The 26266-nt window shown below is 72.3% G+C and carries 25 protein-coding genes and 2 pseudogenes; 16 read left to right on the top strand and 11 right to left on the bottom strand.

The window, feature by feature from the left end; genetic code table 11:
- Positions 1 to 46: 46 nt before the first annotated feature.
- Positions 47 to 1303: an MFS transporter gene (locus tag BU197_RS00630; RefSeq protein ID WP_188266154.1), complete on the bottom strand. Its 1257-nt coding sequence runs from the start codon at positions 1301 to 1303 to the stop codon at positions 47 to 49.
- Between the two features lie 295 nt (positions 1304 to 1598).
- Positions 1599 to 2684, bottom strand: coding sequence for an NADH:flavin oxidoreductase/NADH oxidase (locus BU197_RS00625; protein ID WP_188266153.1), 1086 nt, complete (start codon positions 2682 to 2684; stop codon positions 1599 to 1601).
- Between the two features lie 123 nt (positions 2685 to 2807).
- Between BU197_RS00625 and BU197_RS00620 the strand changes: the two genes are divergently transcribed.
- The gene (locus BU197_RS00620; protein WP_188266152.1) at positions 2808 to 3161 is read left to right on the top strand and encodes an ArsR/SmtB family transcription factor; all 354 of its coding nucleotides are present in this window, start codon (positions 2808 to 2810) and stop codon (positions 3159 to 3161) included.
- A gap of 105 nt (positions 3162 to 3266) precedes the next feature.
- Here BU197_RS00620 and BU197_RS00615 read toward each other — a convergent pair whose 3' ends face one another.
- Positions 3267 to 3914, bottom strand: a complete 648-nt coding sequence (locus BU197_RS00615) for a DUF305 domain-containing protein (RefSeq protein ID WP_411158425.1) — start codon at positions 3912 to 3914, stop codon at positions 3267 to 3269.
- A 178-nt stretch (positions 3915 to 4092) separates the two neighbouring features.
- Between BU197_RS00615 and BU197_RS00610 the strand changes: the two genes are divergently transcribed.
- Positions 4093 to 5628, top strand: coding sequence for an LVIVD repeat-containing protein (locus tag BU197_RS00610; protein WP_188266150.1), 1536 nt, complete (start codon positions 4093 to 4095; stop codon positions 5626 to 5628).
- Here BU197_RS00610 and BU197_RS00605 read toward each other — a convergent pair.
- From BU197_RS00605 to BU197_RS00590, 4 genes are all read right to left on the bottom strand, one after another.
- Positions 5607 to 6260: a TetR/AcrR family transcriptional regulator gene (locus tag BU197_RS00605; protein WP_188266149.1), complete on the bottom strand. Its 654-nt coding sequence runs from the start codon at positions 6258 to 6260 to the stop codon at positions 5607 to 5609. The two genes, BU197_RS00610 and BU197_RS00605, sit on opposite strands and share 22 nt — an antisense overlap.
- A gap of 129 nt (positions 6261 to 6389) precedes the next feature.
- Complete coding sequence (locus tag BU197_RS00600; protein WP_223183736.1) at positions 6390 to 7064, bottom strand: phosphatase PAP2 family protein; 675 nt, start codon at positions 7062 to 7064, stop codon at positions 6390 to 6392.
- Between the two features lie 65 nt (positions 7065 to 7129).
- Positions 7130 to 8065, bottom strand: coding sequence for a M56 family metallopeptidase (locus BU197_RS00595; protein WP_188266147.1), 936 nt, complete (start codon positions 8063 to 8065; stop codon positions 7130 to 7132).
- 330 nt (positions 8066 to 8395) lie between these two features.
- Complete coding sequence (locus BU197_RS00590; RefSeq protein ID WP_188266146.1) at positions 8396 to 8989, bottom strand: DUF5134 domain-containing protein; 594 nt, start codon at positions 8987 to 8989, stop codon at positions 8396 to 8398.
- A 174-nt stretch (positions 8990 to 9163) separates the two neighbouring features.
- On the opposite strand from BU197_RS00590, the gene BU197_RS00585 reads away from it, so the two are divergent.
- The 6 genes from BU197_RS00585 (at position 9164) to BU197_RS00560 (ending at position 14545) form a co-directional block, all read left to right on the top strand.
- Positions 9164 to 9715, top strand: a complete 552-nt coding sequence (locus BU197_RS00585) for a GNAT family N-acetyltransferase (RefSeq protein ID WP_188266145.1) — start codon at positions 9164 to 9166, stop codon at positions 9713 to 9715.
- A gap of 156 nt (positions 9716 to 9871) precedes the next feature.
- Positions 9872 to 11278: a DUF6421 family protein gene (locus BU197_RS00580; protein WP_188266144.1), complete on the top strand. Its 1407-nt coding sequence runs from the start codon at positions 9872 to 9874 to the stop codon at positions 11276 to 11278.
- Between the two features lie 35 nt (positions 11279 to 11313).
- The gene (locus tag BU197_RS00575; protein WP_188266143.1) at positions 11314 to 12075 is read left to right on the top strand and encodes an SDR family oxidoreductase; all 762 of its coding nucleotides are present in this window, start codon (positions 11314 to 11316) and stop codon (positions 12073 to 12075) included.
- Positions 12072 to 13151, top strand: a complete 1080-nt coding sequence (locus tag BU197_RS00570; RefSeq protein WP_188266163.1) for a threonine aldolase family protein — start codon at positions 12072 to 12074, stop codon at positions 13149 to 13151. The genes BU197_RS00575 and BU197_RS00570 overlap by 4 nt, the downstream gene beginning before the upstream one ends.
- A 75-nt stretch (positions 13152 to 13226) precedes the next feature.
- Entirely contained in the window at positions 13227 to 13826 is a 600-nt protein-coding gene (locus tag BU197_RS00565; protein ID WP_188266142.1) for a transglutaminase-like domain-containing protein, read from the top strand.
- A gap of 26 nt (positions 13827 to 13852) precedes the next feature.
- Positions 13853 to 14545 (top strand): B3/4 domain-containing protein, encoded by a 693-nt coding sequence (locus BU197_RS00560; protein WP_188266141.1) that lies wholly within the window; start codon positions 13853 to 13855, stop codon positions 14543 to 14545.
- A gap of 15 nt (positions 14546 to 14560) precedes the next feature.
- Here BU197_RS00560 and BU197_RS00555 read toward each other — a convergent pair whose 3' ends face one another.
- Complete coding sequence (locus BU197_RS00555) at positions 14561 to 15283, bottom strand: lysophospholipid acyltransferase family protein (protein WP_188266140.1); 723 nt, start codon at positions 15281 to 15283, stop codon at positions 14561 to 14563.
- A gap of 228 nt (positions 15284 to 15511) precedes the next feature.
- Between BU197_RS00555 and BU197_RS00550 the strand changes: the two genes are divergently transcribed.
- From BU197_RS00550 to BU197_RS00530, 5 genes are all read left to right on the top strand, one after another.
- The gene (locus BU197_RS00550) at positions 15512 to 15826 is read left to right on the top strand and encodes a TlpA family protein disulfide reductase (RefSeq protein ID WP_188266139.1); all 315 of its coding nucleotides are present in this window, start codon (positions 15512 to 15514) and stop codon (positions 15824 to 15826) included.
- A gap of 197 nt (positions 15827 to 16023) precedes the next feature.
- On the top strand, positions 16024 to 16548 hold the full coding sequence (locus tag BU197_RS00545) for a flavin reductase family protein (protein WP_188266162.1): 525 nt from the start codon (positions 16024 to 16026) through the stop codon (positions 16546 to 16548).
- 200 nt (positions 16549 to 16748) lie between these two features.
- Positions 16749 to 17534: an electron transfer flavoprotein subunit beta/FixA family protein gene (locus BU197_RS00540; RefSeq protein WP_188266138.1), complete on the top strand. Its 786-nt coding sequence runs from the start codon at positions 16749 to 16751 to the stop codon at positions 17532 to 17534.
- A gap of 88 nt (positions 17535 to 17622) precedes the next feature.
- Positions 17623 to 18585, top strand: coding sequence for an electron transfer flavoprotein subunit alpha/FixB family protein (locus BU197_RS00535; RefSeq protein WP_188266137.1), 963 nt, complete (start codon positions 17623 to 17625; stop codon positions 18583 to 18585).
- A gap of 208 nt (positions 18586 to 18793) precedes the next feature.
- Positions 18794 to 20083 carry a DUF6986 family protein gene (locus tag BU197_RS00530; protein ID WP_188266136.1) on the top strand — a complete coding sequence of 430 codons (1290 nt, stop codon included), beginning with the start codon at positions 18794 to 18796 and terminating at the stop codon, positions 20081 to 20083.
- 44 nt (positions 20084 to 20127) lie between these two features.
- Here the strand turns inward: BU197_RS00530 and BU197_RS00525 are convergent, their stop codons facing one another.
- Positions 20128 to 21162 carry a LacI family DNA-binding transcriptional regulator gene (locus BU197_RS00525; protein ID WP_188266135.1) on the bottom strand — a complete coding sequence of 345 codons (1035 nt, stop codon included), beginning with the start codon at positions 21160 to 21162 and terminating at the stop codon, positions 20128 to 20130.
- 172 nt (positions 21163 to 21334) lie between these two features.
- Here BU197_RS00525 and BU197_RS00520 point away from each other — a divergent pair.
- A pseudogene (locus BU197_RS00520) lies at positions 21335 to 21817 on the top strand (ROK family protein); the annotation flags it as partial.
- A 72-nt stretch (positions 21818 to 21889) separates the two neighbouring features.
- Here BU197_RS00520 and BU197_RS00515 read toward each other — a convergent pair.
- Positions 21890 to 22339 (bottom strand): annotated as a pseudogene (locus tag BU197_RS00515) (TerD family protein); the annotation flags it as partial.
- A gap of 128 nt (positions 22340 to 22467) precedes the next feature.
- Entirely contained in the window at positions 22468 to 23106 is a 639-nt protein-coding gene (locus tag BU197_RS00510; protein WP_188266134.1) for a M48 family metallopeptidase, read from the bottom strand.
- Positions 23107 to 23375: 269 nt separating this feature from the next.
- Here BU197_RS00510 and BU197_RS00505 point away from each other — a divergent pair, with 269 nt between their 5' ends.
- Positions 23376 to 24782: a ThiF family adenylyltransferase gene (locus tag BU197_RS00505; RefSeq protein WP_188266133.1), complete on the top strand. Its 1407-nt coding sequence runs from the start codon at positions 23376 to 23378 to the stop codon at positions 24780 to 24782.
- A 41-nt stretch (positions 24783 to 24823) separates the two neighbouring features.
- The gene (locus BU197_RS00500) at positions 24824 to 26164 is read left to right on the top strand and encodes an ABC1 kinase family protein (protein WP_188266132.1); all 1341 of its coding nucleotides are present in this window, start codon (positions 24824 to 24826) and stop codon (positions 26162 to 26164) included.
- The last annotated feature ends 102 nt before the right edge of the window (positions 26165 to 26266 follow it).

Genomic DNA, 26266 nt, shown 5'->3' with positions numbered 1-26266 from the left:
TAGACGCCGTAGGTGCGGGCGGCCGTCTTCGGGGGCGGGGGCGGGGTCACGGCGCCTCCTTGACGACGAGTCCGGCGCGGACGGTCGCGTACAGCGCGAGTGCGGCGAACGCGCCCGCGCAGCCCCAGGCCACCGGGCGGCCGCCGTACGAGGCCACCAGGACCCCCGCCGCCACGGGCGCGAGGACCGCGACGGCCTGCCCTGCGGTGCCGAGGACCGTGCCCATCCGGGCCAGCAGCCGGTCGGGGGTGACCAGGATCGCCCGGGTCTGGAGGACGACCACGACGGACGGCACGATCAGCGACACCCCGCTCAGGAGCAGCCCGTAGGTCCAGGTCCGGGAGGCGAAGGCGAGTCCGGCGGCGGTCGGGACCATGGCCCAGGAGGCGCCGGTCACGATCCGGGCGGCCGGGATCCGCCGGACCAGCCAGGGTGCGGCGAGCGCGCCGAGGAGTCCGCCGACGCCGGCCAGGGTGAGGATGAGCCCGATCGAGGAGGGGCTCGCGCCCTGGTCGTGGGAGGTGAAGACGGCGTGGAAGTAGAGGGTGCCGAGCAGGGCGTTGATCCCCGCGGTCCACACGACCACGAAGCGCAGGAAGGGTTCGGCCCACACGAAGCGCAGCCCCTCGGAGAGGTCGCGGGTGAAGGAGCCTGCCGGGCCTTCCCGTTCGGGTGTCAGGTCTGTGCGGATGGCCTTGGTCGCGGCGGCGACCAGCAGGAACGACACCGCGTCGGCGAGCAGCGGCACCCAGCGGGCCAGTTGGTAGAGGACGCCGCCCAGGGACGGTCCGACGATCTGCACGGCCTGGTCGCGTGCCTGGAGGAGGCCGATCGCCCGGGGGTACTCGCCGGGCGGTACGAGGCGCCTGATCGTTCCGGAGGCGGCCGCCCCGTAGGTGGCGCTGGCCGCCTGCTCGACCACGGCGGCGAGGAGTACGTGGACGAGGACGACCCGGCCGAGGGCCACGGCGACGAAGACCGATCCCATGGCGGCGGCCGCGGTCAGGGCCGCCGCGTACATCATCGGCTTGCGGGGCCGGCGGTCGGCGAACACGCCCGCGACCGGGGAGACCACGAGTCCGCTGATCAGGGCGGTCGAGCCGACGAGTCCGGCGAGCCCGGCGGAGTATCCGGCGCCCAGCAGGATCAGCGGAAGGAAAAGCGAGGAAGCGCAGGTGCCGAGACCGTCGACGGCCCCGGCGAGCCAGAAGAGCGAGAAGTCCCGTCTTCGGAACGGAGAGCGGGGGGATTCTTTCGATAATTCGGGGCCGGAGGGTCTTAACGCCTCTTCGGCCTCGCCCATCAGGATTCCCGCTCGGGGGATATTGCTGACGCTGACGCACCCACAATGCCCCCTGTGAAAAGCGGACTTCCGGCCGTTGAGGGTTGTGATCGTAGCGAACGGATAGACCGCTCACAATACCTGAGTTCGAATACGGTTCTTGATCAAGGCAGGGGGATTCCGGGGTTCCGCGCGACCGGCCCGCGCGCGGCCCCGGGGGCGGCGGGGTGGGGCGCACGGGCACGGTGGGGATGGTGGGGCGTGGCGCGTGGGGCCGGAGGGGGCCGTGTGAGGGGCGCGCGGGGGACCGGTGGGGTCAGATCGCCCAGGCGTACGCGGGCGGTGCCTCGTGGGTCCGGGCGCCGAGTTCACGGGCGGCGCGGCGGGCCCAGGAGGCGTCGCGGAGCAGTTCCCGGCCGAGGAAGACGGCGTCGGCGGCGCCTTCGGCGAGGATCGTCTCGGCCTGCGCGCTCTCGGTGATCAGCCCGACGGCGGCCACCGGCAGCCCGGTCTCCTCCTTGACCCGGGTCGCGAAGGGCACTTGGTAGCCCGGGGCGGTCGGGATGCGGGCGGGGCCGCCGTTGCCGCCGCTGGAGACGTCGAGGAGGTCGACGCCGTGGTCGCGGAGGAGCGCGGCGAAGCGCACGGTGTCGTCGACGGTCCAGCCGTGCTCGGCGAGCCAGTCGGTGGCCGAGATGCGGAAGAACAGGGGGAGTTCCTCGGGCCAGACGGCCCGGACGGCGTCGACGACCTCCAGGGCGAAACGGGTCCGGTTCTCGAAGGAGCCGCCGTACTCGTCGGTGCGGTGGTTGCTGTGCGGGGAGAGGAACTCGCCGATGAGATAGCCGTGCGCGCCGTGCACCTCGACGACCTCGAACCCCGCGTCGAGGGCGCGGCGGGCGGCGTCCGCGAACTGGCCGGTGACCTCCCGGATCCGCTCCGGGGTCAGCTCGGCCGGAACGGGGCGGTCCTCGGCGAAGGGAAGGGGGCTGGGGGCGACGGTCTGCCAGCCGGTGCCGTCCTGGGGGAGGGCGCCGCGACCCTCCCAGGGGCGCTGGGACGAGGCCTTGCGTCCGGCGTGTCCGATCTGGATCCCGGCGGTGGTGCCTTGCTCCTTGAGGAAGGAGGCGATCCGGCGCAGCCCCTCGGTCTGGGCGTCGTTCCAGAGGCCGAGGTCCGCCGGGCTGATCCGGCCCTCGGGGGAGACGGCGGTCGCCTCGATCAGGATGAGTCCGGTGCCGCCGGTGGCGCGGGCGGCGTAGTGGGCGAAGTGCCAGTCCGTGGCGACGCCCGTGAGCGGGCCCGTCGTCGCCGCGGAGTACTGGCACATGGGCGCCATCCAGACCCGGTTGGGCACGGTGAGGGAACGCAGGGTGTACGGCTCGAACAGGGCGGCGCTCATGACGGACTCCGTTTCGGATGCCTCGAAGGACGCTAGTACGGTACTCATCGTAGTACGGCACCTGTCAAACTACGAGAGTCCTCGTACAATGGGAGGCGTCCCGGAAGAAGTGGAGCCGCCGCCATGACGACCGCCACCAGTGCCCGCGCCCTCGACCACCCCGAGCGCGAGGAGATCCGCCTGGAAGCCGTGCTGCACGCCCTCGCGGATCCGGTGCGCCTGCTGATCGTGCGGGAGATGGCACGCGAGGACACCGAACTCAGCTGCTCGTGCTTCGACCTGCCGGTCACCAAGTCCACCTCGACCCATCACTTCCGGGTCCTGCGCGAGGGCGGCGTCATCCGGCAGACCTACCGGGGCACGGCCAAGCTCAACTCCCTGCGCCGCGCGGACCTGGACGCGCTCTTCCCCGGACTCCTCGCCGCCGTCCTGGCCGCCGCCGACTCCCGGGCGGCCGGGGAGGAAGCCGCGCGCTGACGACCTCCCGGCGGACGGGCCCTTCCCCGGGGAAGGGCCCGCCACGGCGACCTCCTCGGAGGAGAGGGGCTCAGCCGGCCGGAGGTACGGGGCCCGGCCGGCCCGCTACAGCGACCGCATCCGCTGGATCTCCGCGGTCTGCTGGGCGATCACGTCGTTCGCCATCTCCTCCACCAGGACGTTGTTGCCCTGGCTCAGGACCTCGGTCGCCATCGTCACCGCCCCCTCGTGGTGAGTGATCATCAGCTTCAGGAACAAGGCGTCGAAGGTCTTGCCCCGGGCGTCCCTCAGCCGCCCCAGCTGCTCCTCGGTCGCCATGCCCGGCATCGCGCCGTGGTCGTGGCCCGACAGGGCGCGCGGACCGCCGTTGTTTTTCAGCCAACCTTCCATCGCGCCGATCTCCGGCCCCTGCGCCGCCGCGATCCGCTCGGCCACCTTCTTCACCCGGGGGGAGTCCGCCCGCTCGGGGACCAGCGCCGTCATGGTCAGGGCCTGTCGGTGGTGGGCGATCATCATCTGCGCGTACCGGAAGTCCGCGCCGTTCGGGCTCTCGTCCGGGAGCAGCCGCGCCGCCTCCTCCGGCGACACCCGCCGGGCCGGTCCGCCGGGCTTCCCCGGCACCACCACCGTGTTCCCGCTCGGCGCCGACCGAGGCGCGTCCCCGCCGGGTGTCGACTCGCAGGCGGTCAGGGCGAGTACGGCGACGGCGGACAGGGCGGCGACGGCGACGACCGGACGCTGACGGCGGATCAACAACACGACCTCCAGGTGGACTTGCGGCGGAATGGGGCCGATCCTGGCACTTTTCTCGCGGGGGCGATCGAAAACCTTCATGACGTCTGTGTTGCCATCTGTTGAGATGTACACGGCGAAGAACATACTGCCGGGGTCCCACACCGTTCGACACCGAACGGTCACCAGGGAGGACGGAGTGACTTCATTGCGTACCCCGCGCACACCATCCACCACACGCGACCCGCGTGCACGGACGAGACGGCTGGCCGTGGCATCCGCCGCCGCCGGACTCCTCGCCACCCTGTTCACGACCGGGCCCGCCTCGGCCACCCCCGGCCCCGGGGACACCCCCGTCGAGACCCCGGTCTCCTCGCGGCAGGTCGCCGACACGCGCTCCGCCATCCGGAGCGGCGAGATACCCGGCGTGGACGAGATCGTCCACAGCGCCAACATCCAGCACCTCGCGAACGTCCCCAAGGACGCGCTGCCGAGCCTCAACACGGATCTCGCGTTCCAGGGCAGGTACGCCTTCGCGGGCAACTACGACGGCTTCCGCATCTTCGACATCGCCGACCCGAAGGCGCCGAAGACCGTCGCCCAGGTCCTGTGCCCCGGCTCCCAGAACGACATCTCCGTCTCGGGGAACCTGCTGTTCCTCTCGACGGACTCCTCCCGCAGCGACGACTCCTGCGCCAGCACCACGCAGCCCGCGTCGGTGAAGGAGTCCTGGGAGGGCATGAAGATCTTCGACATCAGCGACATCACCGACCCCAAGTACGTCGCCTCCGTCGAGACCGACTGCGGCTCCCACACCCACACCCTGGTGCCGAGGAAGAAGGACGTCTACGTCTACGTCTCCTCGTACGGTCCCGCCGCCGCGTTCCCCGACTGCCAGCCGCCGCACGACGGCATCTCCGTCATCAAGGTGCCCCGCGACGCCCCCGAGCGGGCGGCGGTCGTCGGCTTCCCCGTCCTCTTCCCGGGCGAGGGACCGGACGGCGGCGGCAACCCCGGCGCCCCGACCAACCCGGGCGTCTCCAAGACCTCCGGCTGCCACGACATCACCGTGCTGCCCGACAAGGACCTCGCCGCGGGCGCCTGCATGGGCGACGGCATCCTCTTCGACATCTCCGACCCCGTGCGCCCGCAGGTCCTCGACCGCGTCCAGGACAACGTCAACTTCGCCTTCTGGCACTCCGCGACCTTCAACCAGAAGGCGGACAAGGTCGTCTTCACCGACGAGCTGGGCGGCGGCGGCGCGGCCACCTGCAACGCGGCCGTCGGCCCGAACCGGGGCGCGGACGGCATCTACGACATCGTCGGCAAGGGCCGCAAGAGCAAGCTCGTCTTCCGCGGCTACTACAAGATCCCGCGCCACCAGGCGGACACCGAGAACTGCGTCGCCCACAACGCCTCGCTGATCCCGGTCAAGGGCAGGGACCTCATGGTCCAGGCCTGGTACCAGGGCGGCGTCTCCGTCTGGGACTTCACCGACTCCGCCAGGCCGAAGGAGATCGCCTACTTCGAGCGAGGCCCGCTCTCCGCCACCGAGATGGCGACGGGCGGCTCCTGGTCCGCGTACTACTACAACGGCCACATCTACTCGAACGACATCGCCAAGGGACTCGACGTCCTGAAGCTCTCCGACCCCCGCACCGACCCCGCCGCCCGTCTCCGGATGGACGAGCTGAACGTCCAGACCCAGCCCGACTACTCGGACTTCGACGACTGAGACGACGGCCTGAAAGGAGGTGTGCCGTCGGGCGGACCCCCGTCCGGCGGCACGCCCGCCTCCCAGTCCAGTCCGTACCGGTGGAACAGCTCCGCCCGCAGCCGCGCCAAGGGCAGGGGCGCGCCCGGCAGCAGCACCGCCACCACCGCACCCATCAACTGGGCGCGCAGCAGCGGATAGTCCGTTTCCACGTCGTCGGAGCCGTACCGCGTGACGGTGTCCCGCAGCAGGAAGGCCAGCCGCTGCTGCTCCTCGCACCGCACGAACCCCTCGGCCTGGAGGATGCCCGCCATGTGGGTCCGCATCAGCGTCGGGCGCTCCGCCGCGAGTCCCAGGATCGCGTCGATCGCGCGGGCCATCCGCTCCCGGCCGTCCTCCGTGCGCGGCGCGCGGTCGAGCCCCGCCTCCAGGGTGAGGTGCATCAGCCGGTGCACGGCCGCCTGGAGCAACTGCCGCTTGCCCGGGAAGTAGTACGAGACGAGTCCCCGCGCGGTACCGGCCCGCTCCGCTATGTCACCGAGCGTCGTCGCCTCGTAACCCCGGGTGTCGACGAGGTCCACTGTGGCGCGCAGAATGCGCTCCCGCGACCTGCGTCGCAGTTCTTCATTGACCGATGGGCTACGCGGGGACATGCTGGACTCCTGCGTTGACTGGCTGCGGGCCAATATACTCGGCGCATTCCGTCGGCATGCCTCTGCGGCATACCCGCGGAACAGCCGTCTGTTCTGGGCGACACGGGGGATCGTCCAGAACAGACGGCGTCATACCGCACCTCCGCTCCGGCTCCCCGTGCCGCCGTGTCCCTTCCGCGTACGGCGCCGCTCGCTCCGGCGGTACGCCAAGACCGTCACGGCCACCAGGCACCAGCCGAACAGCCAGCCGCCCAGGACGTCCGAGGGCCAGTGCACGCCCAGATAGACCCGCGTCCAGCCGACCCCGAGCACCGAGAACACGGCGACGCCCGTCAGGGTGCCCCAGCCGCGCCACTCGTCCCGCCAGTGCGACGCGAGCACCCAGAGCAGCAGTCCACAGGTCACCGTCGCCGTCAGGACGTGCCCGGACGGGAAGGCGGCGTACCGCGCCGAGTCCACCGGGTCCACCCAGTGCGGTCGCTCCCGCCCCACCAGCGCCTTCAGCCCCTGCTGAAGCCCCACGGTCAGCAGGCTCACGCCCGCCACCCACAGGGCGGTGCGCCACTCCCGCCGCCACCACAGCAGCAGCGCCGTCGCGGCGGCCAGGGCGCGCATGGTCCACGGGTCCCACACCCAGTCGCTGAGCACCCGGTTGAGATGGGTGAACCCAGGGTGGGCGACGGCGTGCCGGTGGAGGGCGACGGAGACCGAGCGGTCGAAGGAGAGCAGCGGCGCCCAGCCCACGGCGACGAGCACGAGCAGCAGAACGGCCAGGACCCCGGTGACCACGGCGGAGGTACGCATCCCCCGATCCTGCCGGACCCCCGGCTCCGGGCGTACCCCGACACCGGGCACGCCCTCCCCGGCCGTCATCCCAGTGCGCGGAGCGCCGGTACGAAAGCCACGAGCACCGGGACCACCGGCACCAGGGCGGCGGCGGCCGTCAGGCGCAGGCGGTGGCTCGCGGGGAGCCGGGGCGTGGCCGAGAGCAGTCGGTTCACCCGCTGCGGAAGGTCCGCGTCGGGGGCGGAGCCGGGTCCGAACACGCCCCGGTCCTCGTTCAGTTCGACGAGGGCGAGGGCGATCGTCAGGCGTCCGAAGCGGCGCGAGGCCACATCGTCGGCGGCCAGCTCCACCAGACGGTGCATCTCCTCGCGGAAGGCCGCGAAGACCGGGACGCCGGGGAATCCCGAGGCCAGCGCCGCCGAGCAGTGCAGGAGCCAGTCGTGCCGGGCGCGCGCGTGCCCCTGCTCATGGGCGAGGAGGGCGTCGAGCTGGCGTCCCTTCAGCCGCCGCAGCGCCGCCGTGGTGACGACCAGTCGGGGTGCCGCCCCGGCCAGCCACCAGGCGCCCGCCCGCTCGCCCTCCAGGACGACGAGCCGCTCGTCGCCCGGCTGTTCGCCCGGCAGCAGGGGCGCGCGCACGAGCAGCTCGCCGCGCCGCCGGCGGCGCCCGGCGCGGGCCAGGCCGATCTCCCGGCCGAGCATCGCCCCGGACCACAGCCCACCGGCCGCCAGGGCCACCGCGAGCACGGCGGACCAGGGGCCGCTCGTGCCGAGTTCGTAGGCCTCGACCACCGCGCGCGGTGCGGGCGCGAAGAGCTGCCCCCGGACGGCCTGCCAGGCGGCGGAGGCGCTGAACGTCATGGAGAGCGCGAAGCTCAGCAGCACGGCGGCGACCACGCACTGCCAGGCCCAGAGGGCCACCACGGGTTCTCGCTCCGCCCAGTGCGCTCGCGCGAGGAGCCGGGGAGCCGTGAGGGCGGTCAGAAGGCCGAACAGGAACAGCGCGAGGGAGACCCACATGGGCGTCACCCTATGAGCGGGATACGGGCCCGGGGTACGGCCTCGCACGCCAAGTGACGCACACCACGGTTTCGTTGCCGCCCGGGGAAGGCCCCGGCACCGGGAGGGCGGCCCGGCGCGGGGAGGGCGGCCCGGCGCGGGGAGGGCGGCCCGGCGTGGGGAGGGCGGCGTCGCACGCGGGCCCCTCCCGCCGGGCCGCAGACTCAGAAGCAGGCCCAGCCCCAGCCCCGGGCTTCCAGTCCCAGCCTCAGCCTCAGCCTCGGGCTCCCAGTCCCAGCCCCAGCCCCGGGCTCCCAGCCCCAGCCCCGGGCTCCCCGCGGTGAAGGCGGGTCAGAGCGTCACCAGCATCGCGACCATCGCGAGCGCCATCGAGAGGCGGCAGACCCGTGCCAGTTCCGGCCGGGCGCTCCCGGCGGGCCCTCCTCCGCCGGTGCCCGCAGGGACCGCTCCCGGGACCGGCCCCGGCGCGGGTCCCGGCGCCGGGACGAGCCGCGCGCCCGTGTGGAGCACGTACACCCCGTAATAGAGGAGGAGGCTGCCGGTGAGTACGGGGACGCCCGCCGTCGTGCCCCCGTGGTGCGCCGTGTGTGCTCCGGGGCCGGCCGCCGCCATCGCCACCGCCATGTAGACCATGGCGAGCGAGCCCACCAGGTGGTGCAGATGGTGGCCGCCGCGGCGGATCGCGAAGAGGCCGTGCAGGGCGGCCGTGCCGAACACCGCCGCGTACACCGTCCAGCTCCACTCGGGCGGGGTGAGCGCGGCGGCGGGCAGCGCCATGGCGGCCATGCCGAAGCCCATCACCGCCTCGCCGCCCGCCGCCCGGCGCTCGATCCCGGTGCCCTCGCGCATGCGGAGCAGGCAGTACGCCCCCGTGGCCGCGCACAGCGCGACCATCAGCCATCCGGACAGGGCCGCTCCGTGCACGGCACACCTCCCCCTCGACGCGGTCCGCTCCCCGGAGGCATGCCCGCCGCCCGCCCGGCACACGCGGGCGCACGGTCGCGCACGGGCGTACGGCAGGGGCGGTGAGGGGGGCGCGTTAGGCTCGGGCCGGGTCGCGCACCGCGATCGTCAGCGCCCGAGGGGAGCCCTGCTCGCATGGAAACCGCCACGCCTCACGAGACCGGCCGGATCACCTACCGGGAGGCGGTCCTCGACGACGTCCCGGCACTCGTCCCGCTCGTCGAGTCGGCCTACCGGGGCGACGACAGCCGGGGCGGCTGGACCACGGAGGCGGACCTCCTCCAGGGGCAGCGCACCGACGCCGAGGGGGTGGCGGCGGTGATCACCACGCCCGGCAGCTGTCTTCTGGTGGTGGAGCGCGATGGCGTCCTGGTGGCCTGCTGCCAGCTGGAGGACCGGGGCGAGGCGGCCTACTTCGGCATGTTCGCCGTCCGTCCCGAGCTCCAGGGCGCGGGACTGGGCAAGCTGATCATCGCGGAGGCCGAGCGCCGGGTCCGCGAGCTGTGGGGCGCGCGGGAGATGCACATGACGGTGATCTCCGTACGCGAGGAGCTGGTGGCCTGGTACGAGCGGCGCGGCTACCGGCGCACCGGGCGGATGTCGCCGTTCCCTTACGGGGACGAGCGCTTCGGGGTGCCTCAGCGTGACGACCTGGAGTTCGAGCTCCTGGTGAAGCCGCTGGCGTGAGCCCTCCGGCGGAAGAAGGGATTCCCCCCTGAGTAACAGGAAAAACTTCTGTTGACAGGGGGGTGTTACCGGAAATTTTCCCATGCTCCTCTTGTGGCGAAGAACCGTCGGTGGTTACGGTGTCTTTACGCGAGGTTCTCCTGTGGAGGAAGTGGCATGACGGAAATTCTTGAGCAGGACATGACCGGTGGGGGGATATCCACCGAAGCCCGAGTGATCGATCACCCCGCCTGGCCCGAGCTCAAGAACGCCGTGGAAGAGATCCGCACCTGGCAGAGCACGGACGGCTCCATCGACTTCGGGCGCGAGGGCGCGCCCGCCCGCTCCCTCGCGGAGCTGACCCTCGACCGCGTCACCTCCGCCATCGAGCAGCTCTCCCCGCTCGTCCCGCACGACGGCGCCTATCACCGCGCCCTCGTCTCCGACCTGCGCAAGTGGGGCGAGAGCGGCTTCACCGTCCCGGACTTCCTGGACTCGCTGCTCACCTTCCACCCGGCCGCCGACCGCGTCGACGGACTTCAGCACCTCGTGCTCTTCCCGATGTACACGCAGAACGGGAACCCGGACCGCAACCTCGAAGCCGTCGTGCTCCGCATGGTCTGGCCCGAGTGGCTCTCGGAGCTGGAACGCACCCGCTACGACAACCCGCTCTTCTGCGGCATCACCTTCGAGGACTTCACCAGCGGGTACGACACCAACTCCGCCGTCCTCTTCCCGGAGACCATCGCCGTCCGCGAGGCCCCCGAGCGCTTCACCTGGGGCGGCATCTTCTGCGACCGCGAGGCGGCCCGCTTCCGCAAGGTGACCGAGGCGGCCGTCGACACCCTCGGCATCGAGCTGCCGGACGACATCGCCGCGATGATCGGCGACCAGACCCGCTGCGAGCAGGCCTTCGTGCTCTGGGACATGGTCCACGACCGCACCCACAGCCACGGGGACCTGCCCTTCGACCCCTTCATGATCAAGCAGCGCCAGCCCTTCTGGATGTACGGCCTCGAAGAGCTGCGCTGCGACCTCACCGCCTTCAAGGAGGCTGTGAAGCTGGAGGCCGAAGGCAACACGCACGGCCGTGACGTGCAGTACGCGGTCCTCTTCGACCGCATGTTCCGCTTCCCGCTCTCCGGCGACCGCAACCGCAACTACGACGGTCTCGGCGGCCAGCTCCTCTTCGCGTACCTGCACAAGAACGACGTGGTGCGCTGGACGGACAACACCCTCAAGATCGACTGGCAGCGGGCCCCCGAGGTCACCAACCGCCTCTGCGCCGAGATCGAGACGCTCTACCGCGACGGCATCGACCGCCCGAAGCTCGTCCACTGGTTCAAGGCGTACGAGCTGGTCTCCGCCTATCTCGCCCCCCACCCGGGCTCCACCTGGGCCAAGGGTCCCGAGGCCCTGGACCTCTCCCTCCCGCCGCGCAAGCTCGTCGACGACGTGCTTCCCGACGAGTTTCCGCTCAGCATGTTCTTCGAGGCCCTCGCCAAGAAGCTGAAGGGCGTGATCGCCGAGACGAAGGGGATCACCGCCACCGGCGCCCCGCGGGCAGAGCGGGCCGCCGCGTGAGCGCGGGCACCGAGAACACGGAGGAGGCGTCGCCCATGAACGCCAACGGAAACGGCGGGCCGCTCGACGGCGCCGTCATCGCGGTCGCCGGAGCGGCGGGACCCGCGGGCCGCGCGGCCCTGCTGCGCCTCGCCGAGGCGGGCGCCACCGTGGTCGCGTCCGACGCCGACCCGGCCCGCCTCGCGGAGGCCGTCGACGCCGCCAGCTACGCCCACGGCGGCGCCAAGGTCGTCGGCGACACCGTCGACCTGCTCGACCTGGCCGCCACCCGCGACTGGGCCGACAAGACGGAGAAGGAATTCGGCCGCGTCGACGGCCTGGTCCACCTCGTCGGAGGCTGGCGCGGCAGCCCCTCCTTCACCGAGACGGACCTCAAGGACTGGGACTTCCTGGAGAAGCTCCTCGTCCGCACCGTCCAGCACACCTCCCTCGCCTTCCACGACGCCCTGCTGCGCGGCGGCGGCCGGGGTCGCTACGCCCTGATCAGCCAGGTCGGCGCGCACAAGCCGGTCGCGCGGAACGCCGCGTACAACGCGGGCAAGGCGGCGGCCGAGGCCTGGACCCTCGCCATGGCCGACTCCTTCCGCAAGCTCGGGGGAGACGAAGGCCCCCAGGCGGCGGCTGCCATCCTGGTGATCAAGGCACTGGTGCACGACGCCATGCGCGCCGAACGCCCCGATGCGAAATTCGCGGGCTTCACCGACGTCGACGACCTGGCCCGCGAGATCGTCGGCCTGTGGAGCAAGCCCGCCCAGGAACTGAATGGACAGCGTCTGTGGCTGACCCCCAAGCCGTGACCGCGCACCCCGGACTCCGGACCGACGCCCGTCGTCGCCACGACCCCTCGGTCCGGGGCTTCGCCAGCGACAACTACGCCGGCGCCCACCCGGAGATCCTCGCGGCCCTCGCCCTCGCCAACGACGGCCACCAGGTCGCCTACGGCGAGGACCAGTACACCGAACACCTCCAGCAGATCATGCGCGGCCACTTCGGCCCCGCCGCCGAGGCCTTCCCGGTCTTCAACGGCACGGGGGCCAACGTGACCGCCCTCCAGGCGCTCACCGACCGCTGGGGCGCGGTGATCTGCGCCGAGTCCGCCCACATCAACGTGGACGAGGGCGGCGCTCCGGAGCGGATGGGCGGCCTCAAGCTGCTCACCGTGCCCACTCCGGACGGCAAGCTCACCCCTGAGCTGATCGACCGGCAGGCCTGGGGCTGGGAGGACGAGCACCGGGCGATGCCGCAGGTCGTCTCGATCACCCAGAACACCGAGCTGGGCACCGTCTACACGGTGGACGAGATCCGCGCGATCGTCGAGCACGCCCACGCCAAGGGCATGAAGGTGCACCTCGACGGGGCCCGGATAGCCAACGCCGCCGCCTCGCTCGGCGTGCCGATGGGCGCGTTCACCAGCGAGGTGGGCGTCGACGTGCTGTCCTACGGCGGCACGAAGAACGGCATGATGTTCGGCGAGGCGGTCGTGGTCCTCGACCCCGGCACGGTCAGCCACATGAAGCACCTGCGCAAGCTGTCCATGCAGCTCGCGTCGAAGATGCGCTTCGTGTCGGTGCAGCTGGAAGCCCTCCTCGCGAAGGACCTGTGGCTGCGCAACGCGGGTCACGCCAACGCGATGGCCCGTCGGCTCGCCGCCGGGGTGCGCGAGGTCGACGGGGTGGAGATCCTCTACCCGGTGCAGGCCAACGCGGTCTTCGCCCGCCTGCCGCACGAGGTGTCCCGACGCCTCCAGAAGCGCTTCCGCTTCTACTTCTGGGACGAGGCGGCCGGTGATGTGCGCTGGATGTGCGCCTACGACACCACGGAGGACGACGTGGACGCCTTCCTCCAGGCCCTGAAGGAAGAGATCGCCCACTGACCCGGGCTGCATGAATATACGGCCGGATGGAAAGTCATTGACTTCCGTCCGGCCGTTTCCGTACGCTCCCCCCACATGGAACTCATCCAGCAGAACCCGGACATCGCCGCCTATCTGGCCCCCGGTGAAGCCGTCGACCACGAGCATCCGACGGTCGGACGCGTCGTCGAACACCTCTCCCGGGAACACCCGGACGCATACGCATACGCCGAAGCGGCCTTCGCGCACGTCCGCGACACCATCCCGCACTCCGCCGACTCCGGCGACCTCCGCGTCACCTGGCGCGCCTCCGACGTCCTGGAGGAGCGCACCGGCATCTGCTACGCCAAGGCGGTGGCGTACGCCGCGCTCCTGCGTGCCCGGGGGATCCCGGCGGCCCTCTGCTACCAGCGGCTCGCCGACGACGACGGATCGCGTCCGGTGCTCCACGGTCTCGTCGCCGTCCTGCTCCCGGGGGAGCGGACCTGGGCCCGGCAGGACCCGCGCGGCAACAAGCCCGGCGTCGACGCCCGGTTCTCGATCGGGGAGGAGCGGCTGGCCTGGACCGTACGCCCGGAGTTCAATGAAGTGGACTATCCGGTGCTCTATGCTGAACCACATCCGGTCGTCCTCGACGCACTGCGCGCCGCCCCCGACCGGCCCACCCTCTGGCGGACGCTCCCCACCGAGCTCTGACCCCGGACACCGGCGAACGGCGGATCATGACCCTCACGCTCACAGTCTCCGAAGAAGTGCGCACCCTCGCCCCCGGCTTCAGCTTCCTGCTGGTCGAAGCCCGCGGACTGGTCAACGGGCCCAGCGACGAGGCCAGTTCGGCGCTTCTCGACGAGGCCGCGCGGCGGCTCGCCGAACGGCTCGACGGCCGCACCCCCGACCAGGACCCGCACATCGCCGCCTGGCGCGCCGCGTACACCGCGTTCGGCGCCAAGCCCTCCCGTACGCGCAACTCGGCGGAGGCGCTCGCCCGGCGCGCCCTCGCGGACGGCGGACTGCCCCGGATCAACCGGCTGGTCGACGCCTACAACGCGGTCAGCGTCGCCCGTCTGATCCCGGTCGGCGGCGAGGACCTGAGCCGCGTCCAGGGCGCCATGAGCCTGGTCAGGGCCGGTGGGGACGAGCCCTTCGTCACCATGGCGGGCGGCGCGGAGACCGTCGAGCACCCCGAGCCCGGCGAGATCGTCTGGCGCGACGAGGAGGGCGTCACCTGCCGCCGCTGGAACTGGCGCCAGGGCCCCCGTACCCGGATCGACGACGACACCACCGACGCCTTCTTCCTCCTGGAGTCGCTCGCCCCCATGACCGGGGACGAACTCCGAGCGGCGGGCGCCGAGCTGGCACGGTCGCTCGAAAAGCTCAGCCCCGGCGCCCGGATCACCGTCCGCGACCCGGAGTGAGCCACCCCGCCAGGGTCAGCCGGCTTCCTTGACCTGGGCGGGCGTCGGAGCCGTACCCCCGAGGTGCGCGGGCACCCACCAGGTGTCGCCCGCGTCCTTGGGGCGGACCGGATAGGCGCGCTGGGCCGCCTCCAGAAGCTCCTGGACGCGTCCGCGCAGCCGACGGGTGATCGCGCCCGCGTACTGGTCGGCGGGCGCCTCCACGGGCTCGCCGACCCGGATCGTCACCGGGATGTGGCTGCGCTTGAAGTTCCTCGGCCGGCCCTTCGTCCAGATCCGCTGGGTGCCCCACAGCGCCATCGGGACCAGCGGGACGCCCGCCTCCTGCGCGAGGCGCGCCGCGCCCGTCTTGAAGCCCTTCAGCGTGAACGAGGGGGAGATCGTCGCCTCGGGGAAGACGCCGATGATCTCCCCGGCGCGCAGCGACTCCAGGGCGTGCCGGTAGGCGTGCTCGCCCTGGGTGCGGTCCACCGGGATGTGCTTCATGCCGCGCATGAGCGGTCCCGAGACCTTGTGCCGGAAGACCGAGTCCTTCGCCATGAAGCGCACCAGACGCTTCTGCGGGCGGGCCGCGAGCCCGGTGAAGATGAAGTCGAGGTAGCTGATGTGGTTGCTGACCAGCACCGCCCCTCCGGTCCGCGGGATGTGCTCGGAACCCTGGGTGTCGATCTTCAGATCGAGTGCCTTGAACAGGGTGAGCGCGGCACCGATGACCGGCCGGTAGACGAGTTCTGCCATCGGAGAGGAACCTCTTCTTCGTCTGCCTGGGGAGGGTCTCCCGGCGAAGTTACGCGGCCGTAGGTTTTCGGCTTTGGGCAGATCGTGCCCCATGTGGGCCGTCGTGACCAGTCCAGACGGCTTCATACGGGGAGATTCTCGTCACTCGCGGTTGCGGGGGCGGGAATCGAATGCTCTCGTGTGACGCTGCACCACGGGGAACGGAAACGAAGCGGAGGAGGGGGAAGGATGACCACCGGGATCCTTGATCCGGAGGTGCTCGGCGCGCCGCTGGGGGAGCGGGCCACCCTCGTCCAGTTCTCCAGCGCTTTCTGTCAGCCCTGCCGCGCCACCCGCCGCACCCTGGCCGAGGTCGCCGCCATGGTCCCGGGCGTCGGGCACGTGGAGATCGACGCGGAGGAGCGGCTCGCGCTCGTCCGCGAACTCGGGGTCACCCGCACTCCCACCGTCCTCGTCCTCGACGCGGCGGGTCGCATCATGCGGCGCGCCGCCGGGCAGCCCCGCACGGCGGATGTCATCGCGGCCCTGGGCCGGGTGCTCTGACGCCGTGACACTCCTCCCACATCGCGGTACGCGCTTGACTGCACGCGGCAACGATCGTCACCCTGACGGTGTGCCCCCAGAACTCCTTCTCTACGGCCGGCCCCATGTGGACCTGGCCCGCAACGCGAGCGCGCGCTGTCCGGGTGTCTGACGACCCCAGGACCACTTCCATGCAGCCCTCGCAGAAGGACAACTCCATGACGGTTTCGCCCGAGCTTCGTACCGTTCCCCCTCTCGGCGTCCCCCGGCAGGCCTCTCCCGACCTGCTCCGCTCCGTCTTCCGCCGGCACGCGGCCGGTGTCGCGGTCGTCACCGCGCACGGCGAGCACCCCGTCGGTTTCACCGCCACCTCGCTCAACTCCGTCGCCGCCGAGCCCCCCTTGATCTCCTTCGGGGTGGGTGTCTCCTCCTCCAGCTGGCCCGTGCTCGCCGAGGCCGAGCACATCGGCGTGCACATACTCGGCGAGCACCAGCAGGAGCTGGCCGCCCTCTTCGCGCGCAGCGGAGCCGACCGCTTCGGCGAGGGGACCCGCTGGAGCACCGGCCCCGAGGGCGTCCCCGTGCTCGACGGCGTCCTCGCCTGGCTGGTCTGCCGTGTGGTGGCCCGGGTGCCCGCGGGGGACCACCGGATCGTGATCGCGCAGGCGATCGCGGGCGACCCCGACGGGGCGGGCCGGCCGCTGCTCTACCACCACGGCCGCTTCAACGCCCTGCGCGACTGAGAGTTCCCGCGCGGACGGCTTTCCGCGCGTTGGGCAGATCACATTCCTGAGCGCTTGCTTACCGGTCGCCAACTGGGTCTACTGGCGAGTAATATTTCGGTCGGGGCGTCCGCCGCCCCGACCGGAAACCCGCCCTTCAGGCGCCTATGCTGCCAAGCGACAAGGCAGCCAAGTTATGACGATGCAGTAGGAGAGCCGGCGTGAGCTTGAGGATCGTTGTCTGTGTGAAGTACGTGCCCGACGCCACCGGCGACCGGCACTTCGCCGATGACCTGACCGTCGACCGCGACGACGTCGACGGCCTGCTGTCGGAGCTTGACGAGTACGCGGTCGAGCAGGCGCTCCAGATCGCCGAAGAGGCCGACGACGCCGAGGTCACCGTGGTCACCGTCGGCCCCGAGGACGCCAAGGACGCCCTGCGCAAGGCGCTCTCCATGGGCGCCGACAAGGCCGTCCACGTCGAGGACGACGACCTGCACGGCAGCGACGTCATGGCCACCTCCCTGGTGCTCGCCAAGGCGATCGAGAAGACCGGCTACGACGTCGTCATCGCGGGCATGGCCTCCACCGACGGCGTCATGGGCGTCCTCCCGGCCATCCTCGCCGAGCGTCTGGGCGTCCCGCAGGTCACCCTGCTCTCCGAGGTCGGCATCGAGGACGGCAAGGTCACCGGCCGCCGCGACGGCGACACCGCCTCCGAGCAGCTGGAGGCCTCCCTCCCGGCCGTCGTCTCCGTGACCGACCAGTCCGGCGAGGCGCGCTACCCCTCCTTCAAGGGCATCATGGCGGCCAAGAAGAAGCCGGTCGAGTCCCTCGACCTCTCCGACCTCGGCCTCGAAGCCGGGGAAGTGGGTCTCGAAGGCTCCTGGACCGCGGTCGACTCCGCCACCGAGCGTCCGGCGCGCACCGCCGGAACGATCGTCAAGGACGAGGGCGAGGGCGGCAGGCAGCTCGCCGGCTTCCTCGCGGAGCAGAAGTTCATCTAGGACTCAGCCCCGCGGGCCGGACGCACCCTCCCGGCCCGTGCGAGCCCTTCCGACCGCCCCTTTTTCGTTCGCAGGAGATGAAAGTCCCATGGCTGAGATCCTCGTCTACGTCGACCACGTCGACGGAGCCGTCCGCAAGCCCACCCTGGAGCTGCTGACCCTCGCCCGCCGCATCGGCGAGCCGGTCGCCGTCGCCCTCGGCAACGGCGCCGCCGACACCGCCGCCGCGCTCGCCGAGCACGGCGCGGTGAAGGTCCTCACCGCCGACGCGCCGGAGTTCGCCGAGTACCTCGTCGTCCCGAAGGTCGACGCCCTCCAGGCCGCCTACGAGGCCGTGTCCCCGGCCGCCGTGCTCGTCCCGTCCTCCGCCGAGGGCAAGGAGATCGCGGCCCGCCTCGCCGTCCGCATCGGCTCCGGCCTCATCACCGACGCCGTGGACCTGGAAGCCGGAGACGAGGGCCCGGTCGCGACGCAGGCCGCGTTCGCCGCCTCCTTCACCACCAAGTCCCGTGTCTCCAAGGGCACCCCGGTCATCACGGTCAAGCCGAACTCGGCCCCCGTCGAGGCCGCCCCGGCCGCCGGCGCCGTCGAGGCCCTCGCGGTCTCCTTCGGCGCGCTGGCCACCGGCACCAAGGTGACCGCCCGCACCCCGCGCGAGTCCACCGGCCGCCCGGAGCTGACCGAGGCCGCGATCGTGGTCTCCGGCGGCCGAGGCGTCAACGGCGCCGAGAACTTCGCGATCATCGAGGCGCTCGCCGACTCGCTCGGTGCCGCCGTCGGCGCCTCCCGCGCCGCCGTCGACGCCGGCTGGTACCCGCACTCCAGCCAGGTCGGCCAGACCGGCAAGTCGGTCTCGCCGCAGCTGTACATCGCCTCCGGCATCTCCGGCGCGATCCAGCACCGCGCGGGCATGCAGACCTCGAAGACGATCGTCGCGATCAACAAGGACGCCGAGGCGCCGATCTTCGAGCTGGTCGACTACGGCGTCGTCGGCGACCTGTTCGACGTCGTCCCGCAGCTCACCGAGGAGATCGAGTCCCGCAAGGGCTGAGCCTCCCTCGTCGTACCGGTCCGGGGGCCGCGTGGTGATCGTCACCGCGCGGCCCCCGGCCGTTTCCGGCCACACGGCCGGGCCGTTCCCGGAGGTACGACCGAGGGGCCCGACTCCTTCCGGACACCCATTGACGTGCGCAACACCGCCCACTAACTTCGCCATACGGATTGTCGATTCCGTTCAGCGGAAAACAGGAGGGTGTGGGATGGGTCAGCAGGAGAAGGTGCCGACAAGCCTCGCGGGCGCGGTCAGCGAGGACATCAGCGCCTCCCTCGCCGCCGTGGACGCCGAACTGGAGCGCCGCTACCCCGGGGACCCCGGCACCCGCCAGCCCGTCCACACCGTGTACGTACCGGGCGACGCCTTCGAGGCCGGAACCATCCGCTCCTGGGGTGACCGGGCACTCGCCGCCCTCGACGAGCACGCCCCCGACGCCGCCTCCTTCGCCGCCGCCCTCGGCCTCCCCGACGCCCTCGCCCAGGACGTCTACGACCGAGTCGTCGCCAAGCTGCGCCGCGAGCCCGTCGAAGACCTGCGCATCGACTTCGAGGACGGCTACACCGGCACGGACGAGGACCGGGACGCCGCCCGCGCCGCCCGCCTCGTCACCGAGGCCCGGCGCGACGGCACCGCGGCCCCGTACACGGGCATCCGCATGAAGTGCATGGAGTCCGCCGTACGCGACCGGGGCATCCGCACCACCGACGTCTTCCTCACCGGCCTCATGGAGAACGGCGGCCTCCCCGAAGGCCTCGTCCTCACCCTCCCCAAGGTGACCTACCCCGAACAGGTCACCGCCTTCGTGCGCCTCCTCGAAGCCTTCGAGAAGGCGCACGGCCTCGACGCGGGCCGCCTCGGCTTCGAGATCCAGATCGAGACCAGCCAGTCCATCCTCGCCGCCGACGGCACCGCCGCCGTCGCCCGGATGATCGGCGCCGCCGAGGGCCGCGCCACCGGACTGCACTACGGCACCTTCGACTACAGCGCCTGCCTCGGCGTCTCCGCCGCCTACCAGGCGAGCGACCACCCGGCCGCCGACCACGCCAAGGCGATCATGCAGGTCGCCGCCGCGGGCACCGGAGTCCGCGTCTCCGACGGCTCCACCAACGTCCTGCCCGTCGGCACCACCGCCCACGTCCACGAGGCCTGGCGCCTCCACTACGGCCTCACCCGACGCGCCCTCGCCCGCGCCTACTACCAGGGCTGGGACATGCACCCCGGCCACATCCCCACCCGCTACGCAGCCGTCTTCGCCTTCTACCGCGAGGGCTTCGAGACCGCAGCCAAGCGCCTGGCCGCCTACGCCAACCACGCGGGCGGCGACGTCATGGACGAGCCCGCCACCGCCAAGGCCCTCGGCTCCTACCTCCTCCGGGGCATCGACTGCGGCGCCCTCGACACCGCCGAGGTCGACGCCCTCACCGGACTCGACCGCGCCGCACTCCACCGCTTCGCCGCCCCGCGCCGGGGCGACCTCACCGCCTCGGCGGAGTAGCCGGAGCCGCCGCCCCGCCCCGGGTTCGCCGGGGGCGGGGCCCGTCAGGCGCCCGGCGGCGGCAGCTCCCCCGAGCCCCGGACGAGGAGCGTCGTGCCGAGCACCACCCGCTCCGGCGCCCCGCCGCCCCCTTCGAGCCGCCGGAACAGACGCTCCGCCGCCGTCCTGCCGAGGGCGGCGGCGTCCTGGGCGATCACGGTGATGCCGAGCAGATCGGCCAGCTCGATGTCGTCGAAACCGACCAGCGCCACCGGCCGGGGATGCCCGGCGAGGACCCGGACCACCGTGACCGTCACCCGGTTGTTCCCCGCGAAGAACGCCGTCACGGGCTCCGGTCCCGTCAGCATCCCCCGTACCGCCGCACGCACCCGCCCGGGGTCGGTGGGCCCGAGCGCCACCCACGCGTCCCTGACCGGCAGCCCCGCGTCCTCCATCGCCGCGCGGTAGCCGCGCAGCCGCTCGGCCGAGGTGTGGATACGGGGCCGGTCGCCGATGAAACCGATCCGGCGATGCCCGTGGGCGATCAGATGCGCCACCCCCTCAAGGGACCCGCCGAAACTGTCCGAGAGCACGGCGTCCGCCTCGATGAGCCCCGCGGGCCGGTCCACGAAGACGGTGGCGACACCCGCCCTGATCTCCGGCTCCAGATAACGGTGGTCGTCGCCGGAGGGGATCACGATCAGACCGTCGACCCGGCGCGCGCACAGGGCGAGCGCCAACTCCTGCTCCCGGTCCGGGTCCTCGGCGCTCGACCCGTTGACGAGCAGCGCCCCGTGCGCCCGCGCGACCTCCTCCACCGCCCGGCTGAGCGGACCGTAGAACGGGTCGGCGAGGTCCTCCAGGACGAGACCGACGGTCGCGGTGCGGCCCTTGCGCAGCACCCTCGCGCTGTCGTTGCGGCGGAACCCGAGCACCTCGATGGCCGCCTGGACCCGCCGCTCGGTCTCCGCCGTCACCCCCGGCTCGCCGTTCACCACCCGGGACACCGTTTTCAGGCCGACGCCTGCGCGCGCGGCGACGTCCTTCATCGTGGGCCGGTTTCCGTAGCGGTGGTCGGGGCGGCGAGCGGTGTCGGCCACGGTGCGCGGTTCCTCCGTCAAGGGTCGGAGATCGGGCGGCGGCCTTCTGCCGAGCGATGCCCGACCGTCTCTCTCGGGCCGAAGCATAGAGGCTGGACAACGTTGTCAAGCCGAGCGGAGACTGTACGGTACCGTCCTGCTTCCGCCCGCCCCGACTGGAGATCCCGCGCCCATGCAGACCGAATCCGACCCGGGCTCCGCCGAAGGCCTCGTCATCGCCCTCGACATCGGCGGCACCAAGATCGCCGGAGCCCTGGTCGACGCCGGGGGAGACATCCGGGTCCGCGCCCTGCGGCCCACGCCCGCGCGGGAGGACGGCGAGACGGTGATGCGCGCGGTCGAAGCGGTGCTCACGCGGCTGTCCGCTTCCCCGCTCTGGGACGCGGCCGGGGCCGTCGGCATCGGCAGCGCGGGGCCCGTGGACGCCGAGCGGGGGACCGTCAGCCCGGTCAACGTGCCGGGCTGGCGAGCGTATCCGCTGGTGGAACGGGTGCGCCGGGCGACGGGCGGACGGCCCGTCACCCTGGTCGGCGACGGCGTCGCCATGGCGGCGGCCGAACACTGGCTCGGTGCGGCCCGGGGCCATGACAACGCGAAGCCTGGGACCGGTGGTCTGCACGGTCTGCTGCGTCGGTGCGGCGGGCTCGTCCTCGGCGACCTCGCCTCCGAAGTTGCGCAGCAGCGCCTCCAGCCCTCCGTCGAAGCCCTGGCCGACGGCGGCGAAGCGCCACACGTCCTTGAGGTAGAAGTCGCCGAGCATCACCGCGCGCTCGGTGGAGAACTCCGAGCCGGTGAAGGCGTACCGCGCGACCTCCTCGCCGCCCGCGACGATCCGCAGATAGCCGGGGCCGATCCGGGACATCTGGCCGTCGCCGTCGATGGTCGCGGTGAAGGACAGCCGGTGCACATGGGCGGGTATGCGGTCGAGCGTGACGCGGAAGGACTCGGTGTCACCGGCCTGGGGGCCCAGCAGCTGGACGGATTCCTCGGGTGTCTTCGGCTGGTTGAAGAAGACGAAGTAGCGGTCGTCGGAGAGCCGCTCCTCGGCGTCGAGTCCGAAGCAGCTGATGTCGAAGGTCAGTCCGGGCGCGTCGATCCGGACACCGACGTACAGATCCGTGCCCGCGGTCAGATCGCTGATCCTGGCCTTGTGGCCGCGTTGGAATTCCCTGGCCATGCGTAACGACCGTCCCCCATCCCGATTGCGAATGTTCGCGCCAGGCTAACCGCTGGGTGCGACAACGAGACAGGGCGGGACCTCTTCGGTACGGAATCGGGAAATACACCCCGAACGGCCGGGGAAGGTCACTCCTCGCGCGCGGTGGGCGGGTCCGGCAGGCGTCCCGCGGCGGTCACGCCCTCCAGGAAACCGCGCGCCCGCTCGGTGCGCGGATAGGCCTCAAGGAGCCGCCAGAACTCGGGGCCGTGCCCCGGCACGAGCAGATGGGCCAGCTCGTGGAGGAGGACGTAGTCGACGACGTAGTCGGGCATGCCCTGGAGCCGGTGGGAGAGGCGGATGCTGCCCTCGGCGGGGGTGCAGGAGCCCCACCGGGTGTTCTGGTTGGTGACCCAGCGCACCGAACCGGGGCGGGCCCGGCCGCCGAGGTACTGCTCGGAGAGCCCGGCGGCGCGCTCGGCCAGCTCGCGGTCCCCGAGAACGCCCCGGCTCTCCCGGGCGGCGAGCCGGTCCAGCATGACGCCGATCCAGCGGCGTTCCTCCGCCTCGGACATCCGCGCCGGGATGAGGACCACGGTCCGGTCGCCCTCGCGGTAGGCGGAGACGGTCCTCCTGCGCCGCGCGCTCCTGCGCACCTCGACCGGGCCTGCGGCCGGGGCGGGGAGCGGGGCGGAGACGGGCTCGGGAGAGGCGGCGGGGGTGGGGCCGCCGGGGGCCGCGCCTCGGCGCGGCTCGTCGGTCAGGCTGCGGCGTGATTCGGCGGACACGGCCTCGACGTTACCCGCTGCCGGAAGCCGACCGGAGCTGCACCGAGGGAGAGTGTCTCCGAGTCCCGTTCCCAGGCGGCCCGGAACACGCGCCCCTGCCTCCCCTCCCCCACTCTCTCCCTCCCCCACAGCACTCATATGACTAACTCCGGTGCCTGTGGACAACTTTCGGCGGGGTTCGCGGCGGGGAGGCATTCTCGATCCCGGGCGGCGAAAGAAGCGCCGTCGATCTTGAAATGTGCGGTACGGGACGAGGGCGGGGGCGGGACATGCATCCGATGGTGAAACCGGCGTTGCGACGGGCCTGGCGGGGGCTGCGCTGTGTCCAGTTCGGGGTCACTCCGGCGCACGCGGTGGTGCTCGATCCGGTCGCGCCGGAGACGGCGGCGGTCCTCGGGCTCCTCGACGGCACGCGGGGCGTCGAGCTGCTGCGGGCCGAGGCGCGGGCGCGCGGTCTGCCGGACGGGCATCTCGACGGGCTCCTCGGACGGCTGCGGTCGGCCGGGCTGCTCGCCGACGCGGCGCACGGCAGGCCCGGGAGGACCGGCCCTGCGGCGGGCCCGGGAAACGCGGCCCTCGATCCGCTTCGCGCCGATCTGGCCTCGCTGTCCGTGGTGCATCCGGAGCCGGGGCGGGCGGTGCGCACCCTGGCGGCCCGGCGGGCGCTGCGCGTCCAGGTCCGGGGCGCCGGGAGGGTGGGGGCGACGGTGGCGGCCCTGCTGTCGGCGGCCGGGGTGGGGACGGTGGAGATGCTGGACTCGGGCCGGGTCGAGCCCTGGGAGACCTCCCCGGGCGGCCTTCCTCCCGAGTCCGTGGGCGAGCGGCGGGCGACGGCGGCCCGGCGCACGATCGCCCGATGGCGCGGCCGCCCCGGGCTCCGGGGCGGCCCGGGTGTCCGGGCGGTGACCGGCGCCCCGGGCGGCCCGACGGGTCAAGACCCGACCGGGCGAGGACCGGCGGGGCGAGGACCGGCGGGCCCGGGAACAGGCGACTCGGAGGCGGTCGGCCCGGAGGCAGTCGGCCCGGGAGCGGGAACGACGGCCCTGGGGCCGGGACCGGCAGGCTCGGGACCGGCGGATCCGGGGTGGGGCGGTGGTCCTGAGCCGGACGGTGGTCCTGGACGAGTCGGTGGCCCCGGGTGGGGCCGTCGGGCGGGTGAGGCGCCCGGCGGTGCCGGGCTTTCCCTCGTCGTGGTGGCGCCGAGGGACGGTCTGGGCGCGTACGTCCCCGATCCGGTCCCCGCCGGTCCCTGGGTCGCCACCGGGACTCCCCATCTCTACGCGGGCGTCCTGGAGGCGACGGGGGTGGTCGGGCCGCTCGTGCTGCCCGGCGGCACGGCCTGCGCGCGCTGTCTCCAGGAGGGCCGCACCGACGGCGAGCCGGACTGGCCCCGGCTGCTCGTCCAGTGGCGGTCGGGCGCCCCGCATCCGCTGCCCGCCTGCGATGTGGGGCTGGCGACGGCGGTGGCGGGGCTCGCCGCCGCGCACGCGCTGGCGTTCCTCGACGGGGATCTCCCGGCGAGTACGGGCACCCGCTGGGAGACGTCGCTGCCCTTGCTTGAGTGGCGGGCGGAGCGGTTGAGAGCCCATCCGTCCTGCCCCTGCGGGGCGGCGCGCGGAACGGAGGGGGAGCGCGCCTCGGCTGCCGGGGGCCCACAGGACACAATGGCGGGGTAACGAGCCCGCGCGACAAGGCAGTCTGGGTTTTGGAGGGGCGTATGTCTGATCTTCCCCGGAAGGCGGTCACCCGGACCGCCAAGTTGGCCGCGTTGCCGCTCGGCTTCGCCGGCCGGGCCACCTGGGGCCTGGGCAAGCGGATCGGCGGACGATCGGCCGAGCTGGTCACCCGGGAGCTCCAGCAGCGCACGGCGGAGCAGTTGTTCAAGGTCCTGGGCGAGCTGAAGGGCGGGGCGATGAAGCTCGGGCAGGCGCTGTCCGTCTTCGAGTCGGCCCTCCCCGAAGAGGTCGCCGGGCCGTACCGGGCGACGCTGACGAAGCTCCAGGACGCGGCGCCGCCGATGCCGACGCGGACGGTCCACGCCGTTCTGGAGGAGCACCTCGGCGACAAGTGGCGGGAGCTTTTCCTTGAATTCGAGGACAAGCCCTCGGCAGCCGCCTCGATCGGGCAAGTGCACCGGGCAGTGTGGCACGACGGGCGCGAGGTCGCGGTCAAGGTGCAGTATCCGGGCGCCGGGGAGGCACTGCTTTCGGACCTGACGCAACTGAGCCGCTTCGCACGGCTGCTCGGCCCCCTGGTCCCAGGGCTCGACGTCAAGCCGCTGATCACGGAGATGCGGGACCGGGTGTCCGAGGAGCTGGACTACGGACTGGAGGCGGCGGCGCAGCAGCGGCACGCGGAGGTGTTCGCGGACGATCCCGATGTACGGGTGCCGGCCGTGGTGCACCGGGCGGACCAGGTCCTGGTGACCGAGTGGATGGAGGGTCTGCCGCTCTCGGAGGTGATCGCCGAGGGCAGCCAGGAGCAGCGGGACCGTGCGGGGCAGTTGCTCGCGCGGTTCCTCTTCTCGGGCCCGGCGCGGACCGGGCTGCTGCACGCCGATCCGCACCCGGGGAACTTCCGGCTGCTGCCGGGCGACGGCGAGGACACGGGACCGGAGGGCTGGCGGCTGGGCGTCCTCGACTTCGGCACGGTGGACCGGCTGCCGGGCGGACTGCCGGAGATCATCGGGGCCTGTCTGCGGCTGACGCTCGCGGGCGAGGCGGAGAGCGTCTACGCGGCGCTGCGGACGGAGGGCTTCGTCAAGGAGTCCGTGGCGCTCGATCCGGACGCGGTCCTGGAGTATCTGCTGCCGATCATCGAACCGGCGGAGGCGGAGTCCTTCGGCTTCTCCCGGGGCTGGATGCGGACGCAGGCGGCCCGGATCGCCGACCCCCGCTCCCCCGCGCACCAACTGGGCAGGCAACTGAACCTTCCGCCCTCGTATCTGTTGATACATCGGGTGACGCTGAGCACCATCGGGGTGCTGTGCCAGCTGAACGCGACAGTGCGGCTGCGGGACGAGCTGGAGGAGTGGCTGCCGGGCTTCGCGGCCCCGTAGACGCCGTCCGTCACGAGAAAAAGGCGGGCTATGCCGCGAGGAGGCGGCTGGTTGTTCTCACGCCGTGAACGGGCATGTCATCTCACTGGTCCGGGGAGGCTT

The sequence above is a fragment of the Streptomyces sp. CBMA291 genome (genome assembly GCF_014596525.1).
Taxonomy (GTDB): domain Bacteria; phylum Actinomycetota; class Actinomycetes; order Streptomycetales; family Streptomycetaceae; genus Streptomyces.
The sequence above is the reverse complement of the archived record's forward strand: the minus strand, read 5'-3'. Positions and strand labels throughout refer to the sequence as shown.

What these genes read in the sequence shown, in the direction of transcription:
- BU197_RS00535 (WP_188266137.1), top strand. Translation starts at nt 17,623, where the DNA reads ATGGCTGAGATCCTCGTCTACGTCGACCACGTCGACGGAGCCGTCCGC.
- BU197_RS00600 (WP_223183736.1), bottom strand. Translation starts at nt 7,064, where the DNA reads ATGCGTACCTCCGCCGTGGTCACCGGGGTCCTGGCCGTTCTGCTGCTC.
- BU197_RS00550 (WP_188266139.1), top strand. Translation starts at nt 15,512, where the DNA reads ATGACCACCGGGATCCTTGATCCGGAGGTGCTCGGCGCGCCGCTGGGG.
- BU197_RS00630 (WP_188266154.1), bottom strand. Translation starts at nt 1,303, where the DNA reads ATGGGCGAGGCCGAAGAGGCGTTAAGACCCTCCGGCCCCGAATTATCG.
- BU197_RS00625 (WP_188266153.1), bottom strand. Translation starts at nt 2,684, where the DNA reads ATGAGCGCCGCCCTGTTCGAGCCGTACACCCTGCGTTCCCTCACCGTG.
- BU197_RS00560 (WP_188266141.1), top strand. Translation starts at nt 13,853, where the DNA reads ATGACCCTCACGCTCACAGTCTCCGAAGAAGTGCGCACCCTCGCCCCC.
- BU197_RS00575 (WP_188266143.1), top strand. Translation starts at nt 11,314, where the DNA reads ATGAACGCCAACGGAAACGGCGGGCCGCTCGACGGCGCCGTCATCGCG.
- BU197_RS00620 (WP_188266152.1), top strand. Translation starts at nt 2,808, where the DNA reads ATGACGACCGCCACCAGTGCCCGCGCCCTCGACCACCCCGAGCGCGAG.
- BU197_RS00565 (WP_188266142.1), top strand. Translation starts at nt 13,227, where the DNA reads ATGGAACTCATCCAGCAGAACCCGGACATCGCCGCCTATCTGGCCCCC.
- BU197_RS00500 (WP_188266132.1), top strand. Translation starts at nt 24,824, where the DNA reads ATGTCTGATCTTCCCCGGAAGGCGGTCACCCGGACCGCCAAGTTGGCC.
- BU197_RS00505 (WP_188266133.1), top strand. Translation starts at nt 23,376, where the DNA reads ATGCATCCGATGGTGAAACCGGCGTTGCGACGGGCCTGGCGGGGGCTG.
- BU197_RS00530 (WP_188266136.1), top strand. Translation starts at nt 18,794, where the DNA reads ATGGGTCAGCAGGAGAAGGTGCCGACAAGCCTCGCGGGCGCGGTCAGC.
- BU197_RS00545 (WP_188266162.1), top strand. Translation starts at nt 16,024, where the DNA reads ATGACGGTTTCGCCCGAGCTTCGTACCGTTCCCCCTCTCGGCGTCCCC.
- BU197_RS00605 (WP_188266149.1), bottom strand. Translation starts at nt 6,260, where the DNA reads ATGTCCCCGCGTAGCCCATCGGTCAATGAAGAACTGCGACGCAGGTCG.
- BU197_RS00595 (WP_188266147.1), bottom strand. Translation starts at nt 8,065, where the DNA reads ATGTGGGTCTCCCTCGCGCTGTTCCTGTTCGGCCTTCTGACCGCCCTC.
- BU197_RS00580 (WP_188266144.1), top strand. Translation starts at nt 9,872, where the DNA reads ATGACGGAAATTCTTGAGCAGGACATGACCGGTGGGGGGATATCCACC.
- BU197_RS00585 (WP_188266145.1), top strand. Translation starts at nt 9,164, where the DNA reads ATGGAAACCGCCACGCCTCACGAGACCGGCCGGATCACCTACCGGGAG.
- BU197_RS00555 (WP_188266140.1), bottom strand. Translation starts at nt 15,283, where the DNA reads ATGGCAGAACTCGTCTACCGGCCGGTCATCGGTGCCGCGCTCACCCTG.